Here is a 19,247-nt window from a genome sequence, read left to right as displayed (position 1 = left end):
GGGTTGACGTTAACGTCAACGGGTCTATTGTCCTTTCAAACCGCTGTCGATAGCGCCTTTTGCGGAGTAGCCTTGCCGCCGTCAAGCTCGGAACAGCGAAAACCGCCATCCGGCGGCAAGAATCGAAAGCCAATTGGTTTTGGGAGGACCTGAATGTATCGCGCACCCGTCGATGAGATTGCCTTCACTCTGAAACATGTCTGCGGTCTGTCCGACCTGCAAAAGAGTGCCCGTCATGCCGAACTCGGCGACGATCTTGTCGATGCCATCCTGACCGAGGCGGGCCGGTTCGCCGCCGAGGAAATCGCACCTCTAAATGCAGTTGCCGACAAGCACGGCACGCCGCTTGCCGATGGCAAGGTGTCTACTCCTCCGGGGTGGCGCGAAGCGTATCACGCATGGATCGAGGGCGGCTGGAACAGCCTGACCGCCGATCCGGAGTCCGGCGGCCAGGGCCTGCCGGTCATGATGTCGGCGGCGGCTCTGGAAATGTGGAACTCCGGCTCAATGGCGTTCGCCATCGGCCCAACCCTGACCATCGGCGCTATCGAGGCGATGGAAAAACACGCTTCGGAAGAGCTCAAGGCCAAATACCTGGAGAAGCTGGTTTCCGGCGAGTGGATGGGCACCATGAACCTGACCGAACCGCAGGCCGGTTCGGATCTGAACGCGCTCAAGGCAAAGGCCGAGCGTCGGGACGACGGCACCTACCGCATCTTCGGCCAGAAGATTTTCATTACCTACGGCGACCACGATCTTACCGACAACATCGTTCACATGGTGCTGGCCCGCCTGCCGGATGCGCCAGCAGGCACCAAGGGTATTTCGCTGTTCCTTGTGCCGAAGTTCCTGGTCAACGACGACGGTTCCTTGGGCGAGCGCAACGACGTAAAGGTGGCCGGTGTCGAACACAAGATGGGCATTCACGGTTCGCCCACCTGCACCATGGTCTATGGCGACGAGGGCGGTGCCATCGGCTGGCTGGTCGGAGAGGAAAATCGCGGTCTGGCCTGCATGTTCACGATGATGAACAATGCTCGCCTTGCAGTCGGTATTCAGGGGCTTGGCGTGGCCGAGCGCGCCTATCAGCATGCGCTTGCCTACGCGCTGGAGCGCAAGCAGGGCAGGGCTCCCGGCGAGACCGGCGAAGGCATGAGCCCGATTGCCCGCCACCCGGATATCAAACGCATGCTGCTGGGCATGAAGGCGCGCACGCAGGTTGCCCGCGCCATCTGTTATGCCTGTGCCCACGCCATCGACATGTCGAAGATTGCCGAAGACGACGCTGGCAAGACCTTCTGGAACGAGCGTGCAAGCCTGCTGACGCCGATCGCCAAGGCACTGCCGACCGACTTCGGCGTCGAGGTCGCTTCGCTGGGTATTCAGATACACGGGGGCATGGGCTTCATCGAGGAAACCGGCGCCGCACAACATCTGCGCGACGCCCGCATTGCCCCGATTTATGAAGGCACCAACGGAATCCAGTCCATCGACCTGGTCATGCGCAAGTTGCCGCTGTCCGGCGGTGAGCACATCAAGGGCTTTATCGCGGAACTGCAAACGGTGGCCGACGAGGTTGCTGCCTCCAACCGCCCGGAATTCGGTGCCACCGCGGATCGGCTCTCGGCCAGTATCCGGGATCTTGAGGACGCAACAAGCTTCATGCTGAGCGCGCAGGCGGACGGCAGGGTCGGCGATGCCCTGGCCGGGGCGACGCCCTATCTGCGACTGGCCGGGCTGACCCTGGGCGGCGCCTTGCTTGCCAAGGGTGCGCTTGCCTCGACAGGTGAACCGGCACAGCGGCTTTCAGAACGTACTCTGCTTGCCCGCAGTTTCTGTGAAACCACAATGGGGGAAACCGCCGGTTTGAAGTCGGATATTCTTCTGTCCGCCGAAGCCATTCAGGCGTTCGACGCCGAAGCCCTGGCGTCCTGAACCGCCTGATCGGAGTAGATGATGATCCGCAAGTCCCTTGAAGACGGTGTCCAGACCCTGCGTCTGGACCGGCCGGAAAAGAAGAACGCCCTGACCGGGCAGATGTACAGTGATCTCGCCGAAGCTCTGGAAACAGGCAATACGGATGCGGATATTCGCTGTCATCTGATCTGCGGCCTGCCGGAAGTTTTTACCGCCGGCAACGATATTGGCGACTTCCTGCAATACGCCGGCAAGACCGGGCTTGGTGAAACTCCGGTCGTCCGGTTCCTGAGGGCTCTGGTTCGCAACGAAAAGCCTTTGGTTGCCTCGATAGACGGTATCGCCATCGGTGTCGGCACGACCTTGTTGATGCATTGCGACATGGTGTTTGCCAGCCCGCGCGCCCTCATCCGTTCCCCCTTCGTCGATCTTGGGCTTGTTCCGGAGGCGGGGTCCAGCCTTCTCGGACCACAGATCATGGGGCCGGCCCGGGCCTTTGAGCTGCTCTGCCTCGGCAACGCCTTTTCGGCCGAAAAGGCGACACAGGCCGGACTGGTAAACGAGGTTGTCGAAGGTGACGTCGACGCGGCAGCACTTGCCTGCGCGAAGGAAATCGCCGCAAAGCCGCCCGAAGCAATGACGCTTTCCAGAAAGCTTCTGCGCGGCGACACAGCTCAGCTGTCCGAGCGCGTAGAGGAAGAAATCAGGATCTTCGCCAGCCGGCTGAGTGCGCCGGAAACGATAGCTGCCTTCCAGGCTTTCATGACGAAAAAGAAGGCCTGAGCCACGTTTGCTCGGATGAGAAAATTTCAGACCGCAAGGTTGTCGCCGGAGAGCGGCATACGGAGGAACCACCATGTCCCTGAAGGGCAAGACACTTTTCATCACTGGCGCGTCGCGCGGGATCGGCAAGGCAATTGCGCTGCGGGCTGCGCGTGACGGAGCCAACGTTGCCGTTGCCGCCAAAACCGCCGAGCCACATCCAAAACTGGAAGGCACGATCTACTCCGCTGCCGAGGAGATCGAGGCGGCAGGTGGCAAGGCACTGCCGGTGCTGCTCGACGTGCGCGACGACGAAGCGGTCAAGGAAGCAATGGACAAGACCGCGGCACATTTCGGCGGGCTCGACATTCTGGTCAACAACGCCAGTGCCATTCAACTGACCCCGCTGCAGCAGACCGACATGAAGCGGTTCGATCTGATGCACCAGATCAACACCCGTGGAACGCTTGCCTGTTCCAAACATGCCATCGAACATCTGAAACAGTCCGACAACCCGCATATCCTGATGCTGTCGCCGCCGCTGGACATGCAGGAGAAATGGTTCGCGCCCTTCACGCCCTATTCGATCGCCAAATACGGAATGAGCCTGGTGGTGCTGGGGCTGGCAGGCGAGCTGCGCTCCAAGGGGATTGCGGTCAACGCGCTATGGCCACGCACGACCATCGCGACGGCGGCGATCAAGAACATCATCGGTGGTGACAAGATGATGCAGCAGAGCCGGACGCCGGACATTCTGGCCGATGCAGCCTATGAGATCTTCACCACACCGTCGAAGGAATTTACCGGACAGTTCGTCATTGACGACACGTTCCTGGCCAGTCGCGGTGTCACCGATTTCGACAAGTATCGGGTGGACCCGAGCCTGGCACTGGCACCTGATTTCTTCGTCCCTGACGAGAGCAAGGCGCCGTGCGATCTGGGGCCGGTCAAGAAGTAGAACCTGGTCTTCCACACTGTTCAGAAGATCTAGGGGCCGCCGGATGTCGATCCGGCGGCCTTGTCATTTAACCGCGCATGGTCTTCAGGGCGGTCGCCCATTTGGTCAGCTCGCCCAGAAGCTGCGTGGCGCCTTCGCTCATCTTGTCGTTCGGCGTGAAAACGCTTTCGTCGTTGATGAATTCCGGGAAGAAGGGAACCGGAACCACTTGCGGCAGAGCCATCACGTTGACGTTGCCAAGCAGCTCGCGCAGCGTCTGCGACGCGCGCAGGCCACCGGAAATGCCGCCGTAGCTGATGATGCCGGCCGCCTTGTAGTTCCATTCGCGGTAAAGCACCTGCACGGCATTCACCAACGATGCCGGCGCGAAATAGTCGTATTCCGGGGTCAGGAACAGGAACGCGTCTGCGTCGGCGACAATGCTGCTCCAGCGCTTGGTGTGGTCGTGGGTGTATTGCTGGGCGGCTGGATGCGCCGGCTCGTCCAGGAGTGGCAGGTTGATGTCGGCGAGATCGATGCTTTCCACCTCGAAGCCGCCATGCGCTTCGGCGGCACTGGCTGCCCATTTCGCGATCGTCGGCCCGACCCGGCCAGGCCGGGTCGACCCGGAGATGATCTTCAGTTTCAGCGACATGATGAATTCCTTAAGAAACAAAAGCTTGGGAGGAGTATCCAGACGATACCTCGGTATACGTTGGATACTGGTATGAAATGATGTAAGACTGAGCCGGCCGCAAGACGGCACTTTTTGGAAACCGAGGTATCCTTGATGAAACCGCTGGCGAAACCCGTCGAAGAGCTGCCGCGCGAACAGCTGCCGCACCACGAGGATCCGCGCTGCGTGCCGGTACGAAGACTGCTGCAAACTGTCGGCAGCAAATGGTGCAGCCTGGTGGTTGCCCATCTCGAATATGAGCCGCGCCGGTTTTCCGATCTCAAGCGGTCGATTGGCGGCGTGACCCAGAAATCCCTGACAGCGACCTTGCGGGAACTTGAAAAGGACGGCCTGGTCAACCGCGTCGTGACCCCCAGCATTCCCCCGCGTGTAGACTATTCGCTGACACCGCTCGGCCGGACGCTTCTGGTGCCGCTGAAAGCGCTCACCAACTGGGCGATAGAGAACGAAGCCGCTGTCTCCTCGGCTCGCGAACGGTTCGAGCGGGAGAACGGTCCGGACTGACCTCCGGGCTTGCAATCCGTTGTGTCCTCATGCAATTTGGCGTCGCCGACGAGGGCGGCTGCCGGATCCGCGGAAAGCGAAAGCACCCTGACTTCTGACGACATATGCCGGTTTTTCACCTGCGCCCGACACCAGCGGATCGCCCGGGCTTTCGACACAGGAGAAAAGCCATGTCCGCAGGACCTGCAACTTCCCTCGATGACTTCAAGAAATCCGCACGACGTCTCAGAAAAGCCTTTCTGAAAGGCGAGGCGGAAGCCACTGAACGCGTTTCTGCCAACGTAGACCCGGCAAAGCCCCTTCGCCACGCGGATTTTCTTCATGTGATTGCCCGTGAAGCCGGTCATGACAGCTGGCCTAAGCTGAAATTCACCCTCGAAGCAGCATCGCTGAGCAGGGATGAGCGGGCAGAGCGTTTGAAACAGGCGCTCTATTTCGGCCAGCATTGGGTTACGGAAAAACTGCTTGCCGATGACCCGACGCTGAAGGACGACAATTTCGGTCTTCAGGTTGCCCTGTACGACCTCGACGCCGTTCGCGGGGTGGTGGCAGCGGACGCTGCAGCCGCCACGCGCCTGGTCGGTGTGCGCTCGCCGATCCTGCATCTGGCATTTGCGAAGGAAATACATCGGCGTCCGGAACGGGCGGCAGACATGATCGCCATTGCCGAACTGCTGGTCGCCAACGGAGCGGATGTAAATGACGGTTACCCGGAAAGGCCAGGCGACAAACACATGCTGTCCGCACTCTACGGCGCGTTGTGTCACGCGGATAATTTCGGACTTGGCCGTTGGTTGCTGGAACAGGGAGCCAGTCCCAACGACAACGAAAGCCTCTACCACGCCACCGAGCTTGAGCATCCGCGTGCGCTCGAACTCCTCCTGAAGCATGGCGCGCAGCCGGATGGGACCAATGCCTTGCCGCGCGCACTCGACTTTGACGATGAAATCAAGGTCCGTCTGCTTCTGGAAGCCGGAGCCGATCCGAACATCACCGTGCCGGATCATCCGAGCGGCCAGCCCATGAACACGATTCCCTCCCTGCATCAGGCAGCCCGGCGCGGTGGCTCGGTGAAGGTTGTCGAGCTGTTGCTTGCCCATGGCGCCGATCTGGACGCGGTTTGGGACGGACATACCGGATACGCCATGGCGTTGATTTACGGCAATCTGCCGGTCGCCAAATACCTGGCGGAGAAAGGTCATGCGCACAAGCTGGACCGGAACGAACAGGTTCTGGCCGCCTGCGCCGAGGGAAAGGCAAATCCTGGTAGTCTCGATACTGCGCGTCTGAGCAAGGAAGACAAAAGCCTGCTGACGCGGCTCGCCTTCATTCCAGGCAAGCTGGAACACATGAAGGCGCTGATTGCGGCCGGACTGGACCCGAATGAGCCCGACGACATGGGGCTGCCACCATTGCAGGTGGCAGGCTGGAACGGCCTTGCGGATGAAATGGCCTATTTCCTCTCGCTTGGACCGGATCTTACCCGCAAGAACCGCTTTGGCGGCGATGCTCTCGACACTGTCGTCCACGGTTCGGAATTTTCCCCGAAACGCCGTGAAGCCGATCATATTGCCTGTGCACGTCTGCTGCTTGAAGCCGGCAGCTTGCTTGATCCGCGCTACATCAGCGGATGCGGCAACGAGGAAATGGCACAGTTTCTCGAGGATTGGCTTGCCGGTTCAGCCGATGAAGCCGGCTCCCCGGCAATATTCCGGTAAGTTACAGCAATCTCAGGGTGCATTGCTGGCCAGTGCCCAAATCTGCTGTTAGTACTTCCACGTATTCAAGTGATTGTACGGGAACGGAGGGACTTCATGGAAAGCGCAATCGACCAGGTGAGTGTCTATACGCCACTGATCATCAACGCAGTGAAAGCCATCATCGTTCTGGTGATCGGCTGGTTTCTGGCCGGTTTCCTGTCGAGCATCGTCAAGAGCAGGATCGTGGCTCACCCGCGCATCGACGACACGATCGGCAGCTTTGCCGCATCCATCGTTCGCTGGCTCATCCTGCTCATCACGGTTATCGCGGTTCTGCAGCTCTTCGGCATTCAGGCCACCAGTCTTGTTGCCGTGCTGGGCGCCGGTACACTGGCCATCGGCCTGGCGTTGCAGGGAACATTGAGCGACATCGCCGCAGGCGTGATGCTGATCATCTTCCGGCCCTACAAGATGGGCCAATATGTTGATATCGGCGGAACGTCCGGAACGGTGAAGGATCTCAACATCTTCGTCACCGAGCTTGTGACGCCGGACAACGTTCAGATCATCATGCCGAACGGCAAGGCCTGGGGCACGGTCATCACCAATTTCTCGGCGCATTCCACCCGGCGTCTCGATCTGACCTTCGGCATCGACTATGGCGACGATATCGACAAGGCGGTGCAGATCATTCTCGATGTCGCCAACACGGACGAACGCGTTCACAAGGATCCGGAGCCCTGGGTCCGGTTGACCAATCTGGGAGACAGTTCGGTCGATCTTGGCGTCAGGCTGTGGTGTGATGCCGGAAACTACTGGGAACTGAAGTTCCACATGCTGAAGTCGGTCAAGGAAGCGTTTGATGCCGGTGGCATCTCCATTCCCTATCCGCATTCGGTCGAAATTCAGAAAGCTGGATAATACGGCGTACCATCGCCGCAGGGGAACGTCCGCTGCGGCGATTGTATTCCGATCAAAAGCCTATGCCGTCTCGCGGGTCTTGGTCTTCGGCTTTCGAGTTTCCTCAGGCTCGCTCGTGGCGGTGGCCTCTTCAGTCGGTTCCGACTTGCCCTGGTTCGGCGTTGATGCGTCCGCTGCAGAAGCTTCGAAGCCTTTTGAGTGTGGCTGTGTGCCTTCAGCGCCACCCTTTTCCGGTTCCGCATCGGCAGAGCCGGCGTCACTCTTGGCGACTTCCTGTACTTCTTCGCCTTCTTCGGCGTGGCTGTCTTTGTCCTTCTCCAACTGAGACGGCTCTTCAGGCGTTGCAGTGACGGTATCCGCCGCGCTCAACTTCTCCATGAGCGACGGGTCATTCTGCGCGTCCGCCTCATCGAAGGTGAGAATTTCGGTTTCTGTTTCTCCTGCATCAGGCTCCGCAAGAATGGTCTCCGGGGACAGCTCCTCGCCGGTCTGGTTGCTGGTTCTGATCTCGGTGAAAATGGGAAAGACAGGGTCTTCCATTTCTGTTTCACCGTCGTCCAGGTTCATCAGCTGACGCCGTTTGGTCAGCATGGCAACGTGGTTGCGCAAGTCCTCGTTTTCGGCCAGCAGCGCCTTGAAGTCCTGCGCCCTTAGGCTGAGCAACTGGCAATACCCGAGTGCGACGACATCCGCGCTGCGGCGGCCGCCGGTCATCAGCGCGATTTCACCAAACACGTCACCGCGGCCAAGACGGATGTTGTGGCTGGGTGCACGCACTTCCACTGCGCCGGACGCTATGAAATAGGCAGCATCACCGCGGTCGCCCTTGCGGATCAGTTTCTCGCCCGGCGTCGCGAATTGCGGCCGCATCATCCGGCGAATGGCCTTCTGCTGCTTGCGGGTGAGGTCCGCAAACAGCGGATGCGCGCTGACGAGTTCGCGGGTCTTCAGGCCAAGATCGAGTTTAGGCCGCGTGTGACAGGCTTTTCGGGTCCGCTCGACATCCCGCAGAAGGTCGCGATGCAGTTCGGTGCCGATCAGCATCTGCTCCTTGGCTTCGTCATAGGCGGTTTCTTCCAGCCGGACGCCGGCCTTGCGCAGGAACTGTCCTTCCAGGGCGTCGGCGTAATCCGGATACTGCAGGCGCAGGGCATCGATGGCTGCAAGGGTCTCGTCCTGCCGGATCGCCAGGGTGTCTTGCAGAATGTCGGCAACACGGTCGCCGAGCAGGGGGCGTATCCGCTTGTTGTTGAAGTCGACAAGCTCGTCGGCAAGGATCCGGTAGACCAGCAGGAATTCGAACCGGTCGGCAAGACGGATTGCCAATGGCCGAGCAATCCTGAGCCGCCGCTGCAGTGTCTGGGCGAGACGGAAACCGAGGCCGAATTTCAACGGCTGACGCGCGGCCTGATTATAGCCGGACCGGCCGTCGCTTCGTGTCAGGTCGCCGGTACGTCCGGTCAGGGCCAGGAACCGCGAAACAGACCGTCCGGAGATGGTCTTTTCATGGAAATGCTCCAGCACGAGCTGCTGTTCCCGGTCTGCCAGGGCAATCAGGCCAATGCGGACGCGGTCCCAGTCCTTCAGTTCTTCCAGCTTGTTGGTTTCCGCAGCTGCGGCTTCCGCACGGCTCTCGTAGTCTTTCAGCACATCGTCCGTGACGCGCGGTGCAATGTGATAGTTGCGGGCGGCGGTTTCCAGTTCGTGCCGGACGTCTGACAAAGCCAGGGCCAGGAACTGTGTTCGCAAGGCCTCGTCGCGGGCATTCAGCTTGTCGAGACCGAGCAGCCGGATCAGCGGCTTCAGACTGGTGCCGTAAACCAGCAGCGTAAACAGGACGAAGCCCGTCGCCAGTTTGGTGACGAAGACCGACACTTCGTCCGAGAGCATCGCATGCTCGGACACGCTGAGCGCCAGTGTCAGCGTGACCGCTCCGCGCATGCCGCCCCACAGGATCACCGTTTTGTAGCGGTCGTTGACCGCCTGTCCCATCCGGAAAACGCTGAGCACCGGCAGCAGTCCGAAGATGACGACAGCACGGGCGGCCAATGCGGCGACGATGACGACGAACAGCAACAGGATGTCGACAGGCGTGAAGCCTTCCACGAAACGCGGGATCAGGATGGCGGACAGGAGGAAGATGAGCGAAGCAGCCCAGAAGGAGATCTGCTCCCAGACCGCATGGAGAAATTGCCAGCTGGCCGGCTGAATGCGGGCCGGGCCATAAAGGTTGAACACAGTGCCCGCACAGACGACGGCAACAACGGCGGAAACATCAACGAACTGGTCGCTGAGCACATAGGTGCCGTAGGGCAGTGCCAGGCTCAGGGTCACCTGTGCCAGCGGAATGTCGCGCATGATCGGCAAAAGGGAAACCGCGATCCGGCCAAGCAGTGCACCCACGATGATGCCGCCGGCGAAAGAGCGGCAGAAGGCAATGGCGGCTTCGCCGACGGTCATGGTCTCGTGACCGGCCAGCATGTGCAGCAGGATGACGAAGATCACGATGGCGGCAGCATCGTTCAGCAGGCTCTCGCCTTCCACGATACGGCCGAGCCGCGCGGGCGCGCCAATGTCCCGGAAGATGGCGACAACGGCAACCGGGTCCGTCGTGGCGACAATCGAGCCCAGCAGCAGGCAGGCGATCAGCGTGATGTCGGTGAGCGAAAACAGCGTTGCCAGCGGATAAAGGGCAAAGCCGATGAAGGCTGTTGCGACGAAGACGGCGACAACCGCCATCAGCAGGATCGGGGCAATGTCCTCGACGATCCGTCGAACTTCCAGAGTGAGGGCGGTTTGAAACAGAAGGATGGGCAGAAAAATGTAGAGGATCATCTCCGAATCCAGCGGGGGATTGATGAAGACGTCCGCAATAGCGTTGAAGGCATTCGTTTCGGCAGTGTAGCGCAGATAGATCGCCAGAATGCCGATCATGGTGCCGACCGTGGCCAGCAAAACGCTGGGCGCCAGCCCAAGCCGTCTGGCAAGGGGCTGCAGCAGGGAAATCGTAATCAGGAGCAGCGCGAAAGCGCCTGTAATTAATGGAGTTTCCATGTCGTTATGGTGCACCGCGATTGCGGCAATTTCAAATTGGCCATCCAAAATTATTGCCGCCACGGGCAATAGGACACAGGATTACGCGCAAATGCGTTAACGTCCGAATGCTTTTCGGAACGGCCATGTAAGAAATCTCACCCAGTCGCCGATAAAGAGCCAGATCATCGCCGGAACCAGCATGATCAGTGCAAACGGCAGGAAGAAGACGATCTTCACGAGCTTGAGCGGCAAAGAGGGAGCTTCGGCGGCAGCCCGGTTCCCCAGCACGAAGCGCCAGAAGCGGTTCCACCAGCGCCAGAGATACCAGCTCATGAACAGCGTTACGACGGAAAGGACCGAGAGCAGGATCAGGTCGAAATTTGATATCCAGGGTATCCAGCGGCTTTCCACTTCTTCCGTGTGCTCGGGGTCCTCGCCATTGCGGTGAATGGTCCTGACACTTGTGCGCAAGCTTGCGTCCAGCAACCAGCCTGCGAGCGTATAGTCGTCTCCGGCAGTGGCGGACACCTGAGGCGAGGTCGTTACGGGGGGCGCCTCCGGGCTGAAACGGTTTGCCGTAACAAGGCGGAAGTTTCGTTCATCGGCAGCGTGGATCAGTGTCGTGCTGTTCGGAGGCGAAAGTGCCTTGAGCAGCTCCGTCTGGGTTATTGCCGACTGCGCGGACTCGAAGCGCTTTTCGAGTGCTGTTCTTGAAAACCAGCTTTTGCCGGGCTGCACCAGTGATTTGCTTTCCACAAGCATCAGGTTGACCCGCTGGCTTTCAGCCGCCTTCTGAAATGCGTCGAGGTCGATTTCGCGCACGGACTTGCCGTCACGCACGCTGAGCTGAGGTCGACCGGTTTGCGGGTGCGGGGTGATGCGGCCGGTGACAACCAGCGTCCTGTTTTTGTACTTCGCCAGGCTGGAGGCCAGAATGTCGGCATTCAGATCGGCAATCATGTCTCCGGGACCTGAAGCATTGGCTGCTTCGGAACTGTTGAACCGCGCCATCTTGAGATCCGCGCGTTTAACCGGCCGGGACAGGAACCTGATGTTTCCGTCGAGCGCCCTTGCGGTTGCCGGGTTGATCAGGACGTCTGGAGAAAGCGCAACCGCAAGCCGCGTGCCTTTTGAAGTGCTGATCGGTTTCAGGTCGTAGGTCTTGCCATTTGGCCTCACCATCACCGGCCGGGCTTTGAGGGGCAGGCTGTCAAGCTGGTCCCGAAGTTTGAAAAAATCGGTTTCCCGAAGCGCAAGTTGCAGGGCGTCGGGCACAGGAGCCTTGCCCGGGAGATCACCCGCCAGTGGCCGGTGGTTCTGTCTGGCGGCGTCATCCAGGGCATTCGGCAAGTCGTGCAGGGAGGCGAGCTGAAGGCTTTTCCCGTCAGGCGTGACAAGCTGCCAGGCGTTGCCTGGTGCCGGCATCAGGGCAAGGGATGCAGCACCAGTGACCTTGGGCAACCGCTTTGCAAGGGAAGCGCCTTCATCGAGAAGATGCTTGGGCGTGTCGATATGCTTGCCTGCGGACCCGGCCGCATCGCCTGCTTCCCGCGCAAGCCGCGACAATAGCCCGGCGTCGGCGGTCGAGACAACACACAAGGTGGCTGCCACGAGGGCAAGCACGCGGAGAGAACCTTTGAAACTGCGCAACACGCCTGAAATCCCGGTCAGATAGAAAAGGTGTTTCCAAAAAACTCAAAACGGCAGCAAGGATAATGACCCTCGACCCGGTTGCAACTGCGTCGGCACTGTGCCGATCCGCTTAACCTGCCTTGCGCTCCGACAGCCAGATGCCGCCGATCACCAGCGCCAGAGCGGTGCCGTGGTACCATTTGAACGGTTCTCCGAGGATGGAGACCGCCAGTATGGCGGCGAAGATCGGCACGAGGTTGATAAAGACCCCCGCGCGCGCCGGTCCGATCAGTTCGACACCTCGCATGAAGAAGATCTGCGCGAGGCAGGAAGGAAACAGCGCGATATAAAGGACCACGAGCCAGCCCTGGAGTGACGGCCACTGAACGGTGCCGGCAGCGATGTCGTATGCAAGTCCGGGCAGAGATGTGATGGCGGCAATGCCGGACAGAACCGCAAAGAAAGCCAGTGGTGAGACCTGGGGCCGGTCACGCAGGGCCAGCGTATAGCCGGAATAGAGTACACAGGCGATCAGCATGACGCCATCGCCCGGATTGACGGCAAGCGCCAGCAGCACGTCCAGGCTGCCCTGGGCTGCAATCAGCGTCACCCCGGCAAGCGTCAGCAGAATGCCGATCACCTGCAGGGCTCGGATCCTGCTGCCGAAGGCAATCATGGAACCGATCAGAACAAGAATCGGGACGGATCCCTGGATAATGCCAAGGTTGACGGCCGTGGTTTCCGTCGCAGCGATGTAGAAAAGGGTGTTGAACCCGATGAACCCGAAGACGGCCATCAGCACCATGCGGAAGGAATAGGGCCGCATCAGGGGCCACTCCGCACGTATGTGTCGCCATTGCAGCGGGACCAGGATGCCGGCAACGATCACCCAACGCAGGAACACCACCACCATCGGAGACACTTCCCCCACCGCAAGGCGGCCAGCGACGGTGTTGCCGCCCCAGAACAATGTGGTCAGGGCCAGCATCAACAGGGCGTTGCCGTAGGTCAGGTCGCCTACACGTTTAACCAGCGAAAACATGAAAACCGTTGCGTGGAAGATGGAGTGGAAACCCATCGGTAACGGATTGGCGGGCCCAGGCAAAGGGCTATCTTTTTGTATACCGACTTATACTGTTGGAGATAATGATCTGGATCTTTTCCAAAATGGAAAAGGTCATCCAATCGACCCGGCAATTGACGATTGCGTGTTAAGACCCCAAAACACGGGCTAATATCAGACATTCAAGTTCGTTTAGGGGAGCTGACAGATGACAGGCCGCGTCGATGCCCATGGATTGCAAGTTGCCAGGGTTCTTTATGACTTCGTCAATGAAAAGGCCCTTCCGGATACCGGCGTCGATCAGGACCATTTCTGGAAAAGCCTGTCCAGCCTGATCCACGATCTGGCACCGAAGAACCGGGCACTGCTGGCAAAGCGCGACAGCCTGCAGGAAAAGATCGATATCTGGCACAAGGCCAACCCCGGTACTCCGGACATGGACGGCTACAAGACCTTCCTGACGGAAATCGGTTACCTGGTGCCGGAAGGTGCGGACTTTGCCGTTGGTACCGCCAATATCGATCCGGAAATCGGCTCTGTCGCGGGCCCGCAGCTTGTCGTTCCGGTGATGAACGCGCGCTATGCGCTGAATGCCGCCAACGCCCGCTGGGGCTCTCTTTACGATGCGCTTTACGGCACCGATGCGATGGGCTCTTTGCCGGCAGGCAAGGGATTTGATCCGGCACGGGGTGCCGAGGTGATCGCCTATGCACGCAAGGTCCTGGATGAGGCTGCACCGCTGGCTGATGGAAGCTGGTCCGACGTGACCGGATTTGCCGTTGAAGGCGAAGCTCTGGTTCTTTCCACCAAGACGGGCTCCACGCGCCTTGCCGACGGTTCGCAGTTTGCCGGCTATTCCGGGGACAATGCGGCTCCCTACAAGGTCCTGCTGGTCAGAAACGGTCTGCACCTTGAAATCGACATTGATGCGCAGCATCCGATCGGCAAGACCGATGCCGCCCACATCGCCGACGTGATCCTGGAATCGGCCATGTCGACGATCATGGACTGCGAGGATTCCGTTGCCGCTGTCGACGCGGAAGACAAGGTCGTCGTCTACACCAACTGGCTTGGCCTGATGAAGGGCGACCTGGAAGAAACCTTCGTGAAAGGCGGCGAAACCGTTACCCGCCGCATGAATGGCGATCGCAATTACACCGCTCCCGACGGCTCCGCGCTGTCGCTGCACGGTCGCTCGCTGCTGCTGATCCGCAACGTCGGCCACCTGATGACCAATGATGCCGTGCTCGACAAGGACGGCAACGAGGTGCCGGAAGGTCTCCTCGACGGCATGATCACTTCGCTGATTGCGCTGCACGACATTGGTCCGAACGGCCGGGAGCTCAATAGCCGCGCGGGTTCGGTCTATATCGTCAAGCCGAAGATGCACGGACCGGAAGAAGTGGCATTCGCCTGCGAGATCTTCAACCGCGTTGAAGATGCGCTGGGCCTCGAGCGCAACACGCTAAAGATGGGCATCATGGACGAGGAACGCCGCACCACGGTGAACCTGAAGGAGTGTATCCGCCAGGCCAAGGACAGGGTGTTCTTCATCAACACCGGCTTCCTCGACCGGACCGGCGATGAAATGCACACGTCCATGGAAGCCGGCCCGATGATCCGCAAGGGCGACATGAAGGCCGCGACCTGGATTAGCGCCTACGAGAACAACAACGTCGATGTCGGACTTGCCTGCGGCCTGCCGGGCCACGCGCAGATCGGCAAGGGCATGTGGGCGATGCCTGACCTGATGCATGCCATGCTGGAGCAGAAGATCGGCCATCCGATGTCCGGAGCGAACACGGCCTGGGTTCCGTCACCGACCGCTGCAACGCTCCACGCGCTGCATTATCACAAGGTCGCCGTGAAGGATCGTCAGAACGAGCTGAAGAGCCGCGCTTCCGCCAAGCTGGAAGACATTCTCTCCATTCCTGTTGCCGAACGTCCCAATTGGGCTCCGGAAGACATTCAGGCAGAACTCGACAACAACGCCCAAGGCATTCTGGGCTACGTCGTCCGCTGGGTTGAACAGGGCGTTGGCTGTTCGAAGGTGCCGGACATCAACGATGTTGGCCTGATGGAAGACCGCGCAACGCTGCGCATTTCTTCGCAGCACATCGCCAACTGGTTGCACCATGGCGTTGTCGGCCGTGAGCAGGTTCTGGAGACCATGAAACGCATGGCCGCTGTCGTTGACGGCCAGAATGAAGGTGACCCGCTCTACCGGCCGATGGCGGCGGATTTCGACGGCTCGGTCGCCTTCCAGGCAGCTTGCGAACTGGTGTTCGAAGGCACCAGCCAGCCAAATGGTTACACCGAGCCGGTGCTGCATCGCCGCAGGATCGAGTTTAAGGCGAAAACCGCAGCCTGACATTTGTCACCAGGTCTTGAAGTTTCGGCCGCCGGGATCACTCCCGGCGGCCGAAATCGTTATGATCCCCTGTTCCCGCATGGCGTGTTGCTTCGCTTTGTGCTGCGCAATACGGGAATGGTAAACGGGTAAAAATCGAAGCAAACTGTCTTGGATCGAAAGCGTACAGTTTCCGGAAAATATTCTCGCGTTTACAATCAGTTAAAACAATTTACCAACTGTTATCCATATTGCATGGGATATAGGTGTTTTTACTACTTTAGAGCAGAAAAACGCTATCTTGCATCATCTGGAGTTGATGATGCTAACCGTCCTGTCTTGCATAGCTTTCGAGCATGACCCGTTGTTTGTTGCCCTGGCGGTAATAATCCTGACGGTCGGTGCCGTTTTGACTATGCGGCTGTTCGCCCGTGTTCGGCGGACACAGGGCGATCTCAAGTATCTCTGGCTGCTGTTGTCCGGCCTGATCGCCGGCGGTACGATCTGGAGCACGCACTTCGTTGCCATGATCGCCTACAAGAGCCCGTTCATTCTGGGTTACGATCTCAAACTGACGGCCTTCTCGCTGGTTATCGCCATTGCCGGCACGACGGCAGGACTTCTCGTCAGTAGCATTTCCCCGCGCTCAGCGCTTATCGAGGTCGGGGGCGTCATCTTCGGTGCCTCTATTGCGGCGATGCATTTCATCGGGATCAAGGCGCTTCAGATATCCGGCATCATGATGTTGTCGGCGCCTTTCGTGGTCGTTTCCATCGTATTGGCCTGCGTCTTCTGCCTCATTGCCACCAGCCGAGTCGCCCGCCCGGTGACACGCTACTGCAAATACGGGGCTGTCCTCAGCCTGATCCTGGCTGTGGCCAGCCTGCACTTTGTTGCCATGGCTGGTGTCGAAATTCTGCCACTGCGGCTGGATGGCAGCGTCAAGGACCTTGTCTCCAACCAGTTGATCGGCATCTCGGTGGTCTTCACCATGAGTGTCCTGTTGCTGTCGGCGATGATCACCTATTCGATCGACAGCGCGAACTCCCAGGTTGCCGAAAGCAGGGTCAACCACATTACTCATCACGACCCGCTGACCGGTCTACCGAACCGCCGGGCACTCGACCGCCATCTCGATAGTTTCCTAACCAGGTATGCTGCCGACAATGCCCGGGTCGTCGTGCTCAACTGCAGTCTGAGCCGGTTCAAGGAAGTCAACGAAGTTCATGGCCATGCGTGCGGAGATGCTCTGCTGCGGCACGTTGCCAAGCATCTGTCGGAGAACCTGGAGGCCGATGAATACATCGCCAGGAACGGCGGCGTCGAATTCGTGATCGTCGGCAAGCCGGTCTACTACCGGGGCTATATCCTTGACCTTTGCAAGCGCATCCAGAAGCTGGTCGCTCGGCCACTGCTATGGCAGGGCGAAGAAATCCGCGTCAGTTGCAGTGTCGGCTACGCGAACTATCCCGATCACGCATCGTCGGGTGCGCAGCTGATCGAAGCCGCGGAGCGTGCCATGCACCGTGCCAAGGCTGCCGGCGGCAATGCCGCGCTTTGTTATGACGTCGAGCTAGATCAACAGACCCGCGAGCGCAGTGCCCTTGCCATGGACCTGCGCAATGCCCTGAAGAACGGCGAGTTCGAGCTTTATTATCAGCTTCAGAACGATGTCATGACCCGGGAAGTCACCGGCACGGAAGTTCTGCTGCGCTGGAACCACCCGCAGCGCGGCATGATCCCGCCGTTCGAGTTCATCCCGATTGCGGAAGAGACCGGCCAGATCCGCGAAATCGGCGCCTGGATCATCCGTACCGCCTGCCGTGAGGCAGCGTCCTGGGACAACCGGGTCAAGATCGCGGTCAATGTGGCGCCAGTGCAGCTTGCCGACAGCAGCTTTCCGGATATCGTTGCCCACGCCTTGAAGGAAAGCGGCCTGTCGCCGGAGCGTCTCGAACTGGAGATCACCGAGACCGGCATCATCGCCGACACATCGCACGCGCTTCAGATCATCCATCAGCTGAAACGTCTCGGCATTCGCATCGCCATGGACGACTTCGGCACCGGCTATTCGTCGCTTGCCACACTGCAGGCCTTTCCGTTCGACAAGATCAAGATCGACCGGGAGTTCGTCAAGGATCTCGGGGGCAACAAGCAGTCAGAAGCGATCATCAAGGCAACGATCATTCTGGGTGAAAGTCTCAATATTCCGGTGCTGGCCGAAGGTGTGGAAACGGAAGACCATCTCGGCTTTCTTGCTTCGCAAGGGTGCAACGAGGTTCAGGGCTTCCTGTTTGGCAGGCCCATGCCGGTGGCCGACGTCCGCCGTGCCTTGATGGCATCAACCGCCATCCGGGTCGAAGAACCGGTTCCGCCCGCTGAGCCCGCGCAGGACATGACGCTGATCAGCAAGGTGGCCTGAGGCAACCTTCATTCCCGTCATCCCATGGTTTGACCATGAGATGACAAGGGCATGGGCCGGGTAAAGAAAACCGCCTTGCCGGCCCTGATCCCCTTACAGCGGCAAAGCCGGGCTTTCCTGAAACCCGAGATGCAGTTCGTTGCCGGTATAGGGATGGGCCCGCGCGACGTCTTCGTTCAGATCATGACCGAGACCCGGTTCGCTTGAAGGAATGACATAGCCGTCTTCCCATCGAATAGGTGTCTTCAAGAGGTCGGCATAGAACCCGTCAAAGGTCCGGATGGATTCCAGCACCAGGAAATTCGGGCTGCAGGTTGCCAGCTGGATGTTTGCGAGCGCCACCAGCGGACCGCAATAAAGGTGAGGGGCGATCTGCGCTGACCGGCATTCCGCCATGGCGGCAATCTTCTTGGCTTCCAGAAGGCCGCCGACGCGACCAAGGTTCATCTGCAGGATACTGGCCGCACCGGTTTCAAGCACGCGGGCGAATTCATACTTCGTGCACAGACGCTCACCCGTTGCAACTGGCATGGAGGTAAACCGCGCAACCTCGGCCATGTCTTCCGGCTTTTCGGGTGGGATCGGCTCTTCGAACCAAAGCGGATCATAGCCCTCTATCCGGCGTGCAAGCCGCTTGGCCCCGGAAACGGTGAACTGTCCGTGGGTACCGAAAAGAAGATCGGCCCTCGTGCCGACTGCATTGCGGATCTGCCGGCAGAAGGCTTCCGAGCGTTCCAGATCGTCAAGGCTCGGCTGGTGGCCATCGTAGATCGTATAGGCACCAGCCGGATCGAACTTCACCGCCGTGAAACCCTGGCTGACGGCCTTGACCGCCGCTTCGGCCGCCATGTCCGGATCGTTGTAGACATTGGGTTTCGACGGGTCCGGATAGACATCGCCATCGGAGGGATAAAGGTAGGTGTAGGAGCGCAGGCGCTCATGCACCTTGCCGCCCAGAAGCTGATAGGCTGGCTTGCCAGCGGCTTTGCCGACGATGTCCCAGCAAGCCATTTCCAGACCTGACAAAACGCCCATCACGGTCACATCAGGACGTTGCGTATATCCGGCACCATAGGTCTTGTGCCACAGCTTCTCGATATGATGCGGATCTTCGCCCTCGAACTGGCGCTGGAACACGTCCTTCGCCATCTCGGCCACCAGGTGCGGGCCGAAGGTGGCGTTGTAGATCTCGCCATAGCCTATGATGCCGCAAGCAGTCACCAGCTTGACGAAGATGAAGTAGCGCCCGCCATGGCGCGGCGGGGCGTTTTCGACGACGAAGGTCTCGATTTGGTCGAGTTTCATG

The 19,247-nt window shown here is 59.6% G+C and carries 13 protein-coding genes; 8 read left to right on the top strand and 5 right to left on the bottom strand.

Annotated elements, in window-relative coordinates; all coding sequences use genetic code 11:
- Positions 1-153 precede the first annotated feature (153 nt).
- The 3 genes from HCG46_RS10140 to HCG46_RS10130 all read left to right on the top strand — a co-directional run bounded on the left by HCG46_RS10140 (position 154) and on the right by HCG46_RS10130 (position 3,637).
- A complete protein-coding gene (locus HCG46_RS10140) occupies positions 154-1,935 on the top strand; it encodes an acyl-CoA dehydrogenase (RefSeq protein ID WP_168686069.1) in 1,782 nt (593 codons plus the stop codon).
- Positions 1,936-1,956: 21 nt separating this feature from the next.
- Positions 1,957-2,700 carry a crotonase/enoyl-CoA hydratase family protein gene (locus HCG46_RS10135; RefSeq protein WP_168686067.1) on the top strand — a complete coding sequence of 248 codons (744 nt, stop codon included), beginning with the start codon at positions 1,957-1,959 and terminating at the stop codon, positions 2,698-2,700.
- 73 nt (positions 2,701-2,773) lie between these two features.
- A complete protein-coding gene (locus HCG46_RS10130) occupies positions 2,774-3,637 on the top strand; it encodes an NAD(P)-dependent oxidoreductase (protein WP_062490086.1) in 864 nt (287 codons plus the stop codon).
- A 67-nt stretch (positions 3,638-3,704) separates the two neighbouring features.
- Here the strand turns inward: HCG46_RS10130 and HCG46_RS10125 are convergent, their stop codons facing one another.
- Positions 3,705-4,271, bottom strand: a complete 567-nt coding sequence (locus tag HCG46_RS10125) for an NADPH-dependent FMN reductase (RefSeq protein ID WP_168686065.1) — start codon at positions 4,269-4,271, stop codon at positions 3,705-3,707.
- Positions 4,272-4,406: 135 nt separating this feature from the next.
- On the opposite strand from HCG46_RS10125, the gene HCG46_RS10120 reads away from it, so the two are divergent.
- The 3 genes from HCG46_RS10120 (at position 4,407) to HCG46_RS10110 (ending at position 7,438) form a co-directional block, all read left to right on the top strand.
- Positions 4,407-4,817: a helix-turn-helix domain-containing protein gene (locus tag HCG46_RS10120; protein ID WP_023001852.1), complete on the top strand. Its 411-nt coding sequence runs from the start codon at positions 4,407-4,409 to the stop codon at positions 4,815-4,817.
- Between the two features lie 170 nt (positions 4,818-4,987).
- Positions 4,988-6,535 carry an ankyrin repeat domain-containing protein gene (locus HCG46_RS10115; protein WP_168686063.1) on the top strand — a complete coding sequence of 516 codons (1,548 nt, stop codon included), beginning with the start codon at positions 4,988-4,990 and terminating at the stop codon, positions 6,533-6,535.
- Between the two features lie 96 nt (positions 6,536-6,631).
- Complete coding sequence (locus tag HCG46_RS10110) at positions 6,632-7,438, top strand: mechanosensitive ion channel domain-containing protein (protein WP_075283300.1); 807 nt, start codon at positions 6,632-6,634, stop codon at positions 7,436-7,438.
- A gap of 60 nt (positions 7,439-7,498) precedes the next feature.
- On the opposite strand, the gene HCG46_RS10105 is transcribed toward HCG46_RS10110, so the two are convergent.
- The 3 genes from HCG46_RS10105 to HCG46_RS10095 form a co-directional block, all read right to left on the bottom strand.
- Positions 7,499-10,492, bottom strand: a complete 2,994-nt coding sequence (locus tag HCG46_RS10105) for a cation:proton antiporter (RefSeq protein ID WP_023001849.1) — start codon at positions 10,490-10,492, stop codon at positions 7,499-7,501.
- 96 nt (positions 10,493-10,588) lie between these two features.
- On the bottom strand, positions 10,589-12,127 hold the full coding sequence (locus tag HCG46_RS10100) for a hypothetical protein (protein WP_168686061.1): 1,539 nt from the start codon (positions 12,125-12,127) through the stop codon (positions 10,589-10,591).
- A gap of 109 nt (positions 12,128-12,236) precedes the next feature.
- The gene (locus tag HCG46_RS10095; RefSeq protein ID WP_031269674.1) at positions 12,237-13,148 is read right to left on the bottom strand and encodes a DMT family transporter; all 912 of its coding nucleotides are present in this window, start codon (positions 13,146-13,148) and stop codon (positions 12,237-12,239) included.
- Between the two features lie 229 nt (positions 13,149-13,377).
- Between HCG46_RS10095 and HCG46_RS10090 the strand changes: the two genes are divergently transcribed.
- Both HCG46_RS10090 and HCG46_RS10085 read left to right on the top strand, forming a co-directional pair.
- Positions 13,378-15,540, top strand: a complete 2,163-nt coding sequence (locus HCG46_RS10090; protein ID WP_168686059.1) for a malate synthase G — start codon at positions 13,378-13,380, stop codon at positions 15,538-15,540.
- 298 nt (positions 15,541-15,838) lie between these two features.
- Positions 15,839-17,941, top strand: a complete 2,103-nt coding sequence (locus tag HCG46_RS10085) for an EAL domain-containing protein (RefSeq protein WP_168686058.1) — start codon at positions 15,839-15,841, stop codon at positions 17,939-17,941.
- Between the two features lie 93 nt (positions 17,942-18,034).
- On the opposite strand, the gene HCG46_RS10080 is transcribed toward HCG46_RS10085, so the two are convergent.
- A complete protein-coding gene (locus HCG46_RS10080; protein ID WP_168686056.1) occupies positions 18,035-19,246 on the bottom strand; it encodes a mandelate racemase/muconate lactonizing enzyme family protein in 1,212 nt (403 codons plus the stop codon).
- Between the last annotated feature and the right edge of the window lies 1 nt (position 19,247).

Origin of the sequence: Labrenzia sp. PO1 (genome assembly GCF_012273635.1) — a bacterium.
GTDB lineage: Bacteria > Pseudomonadota > Alphaproteobacteria > Rhizobiales > Stappiaceae > Roseibium > Roseibium algicola.
Note: the sequence above shows the minus strand (reverse complement) of the source record. Positions and strands in the feature narration are given on the sequence as shown.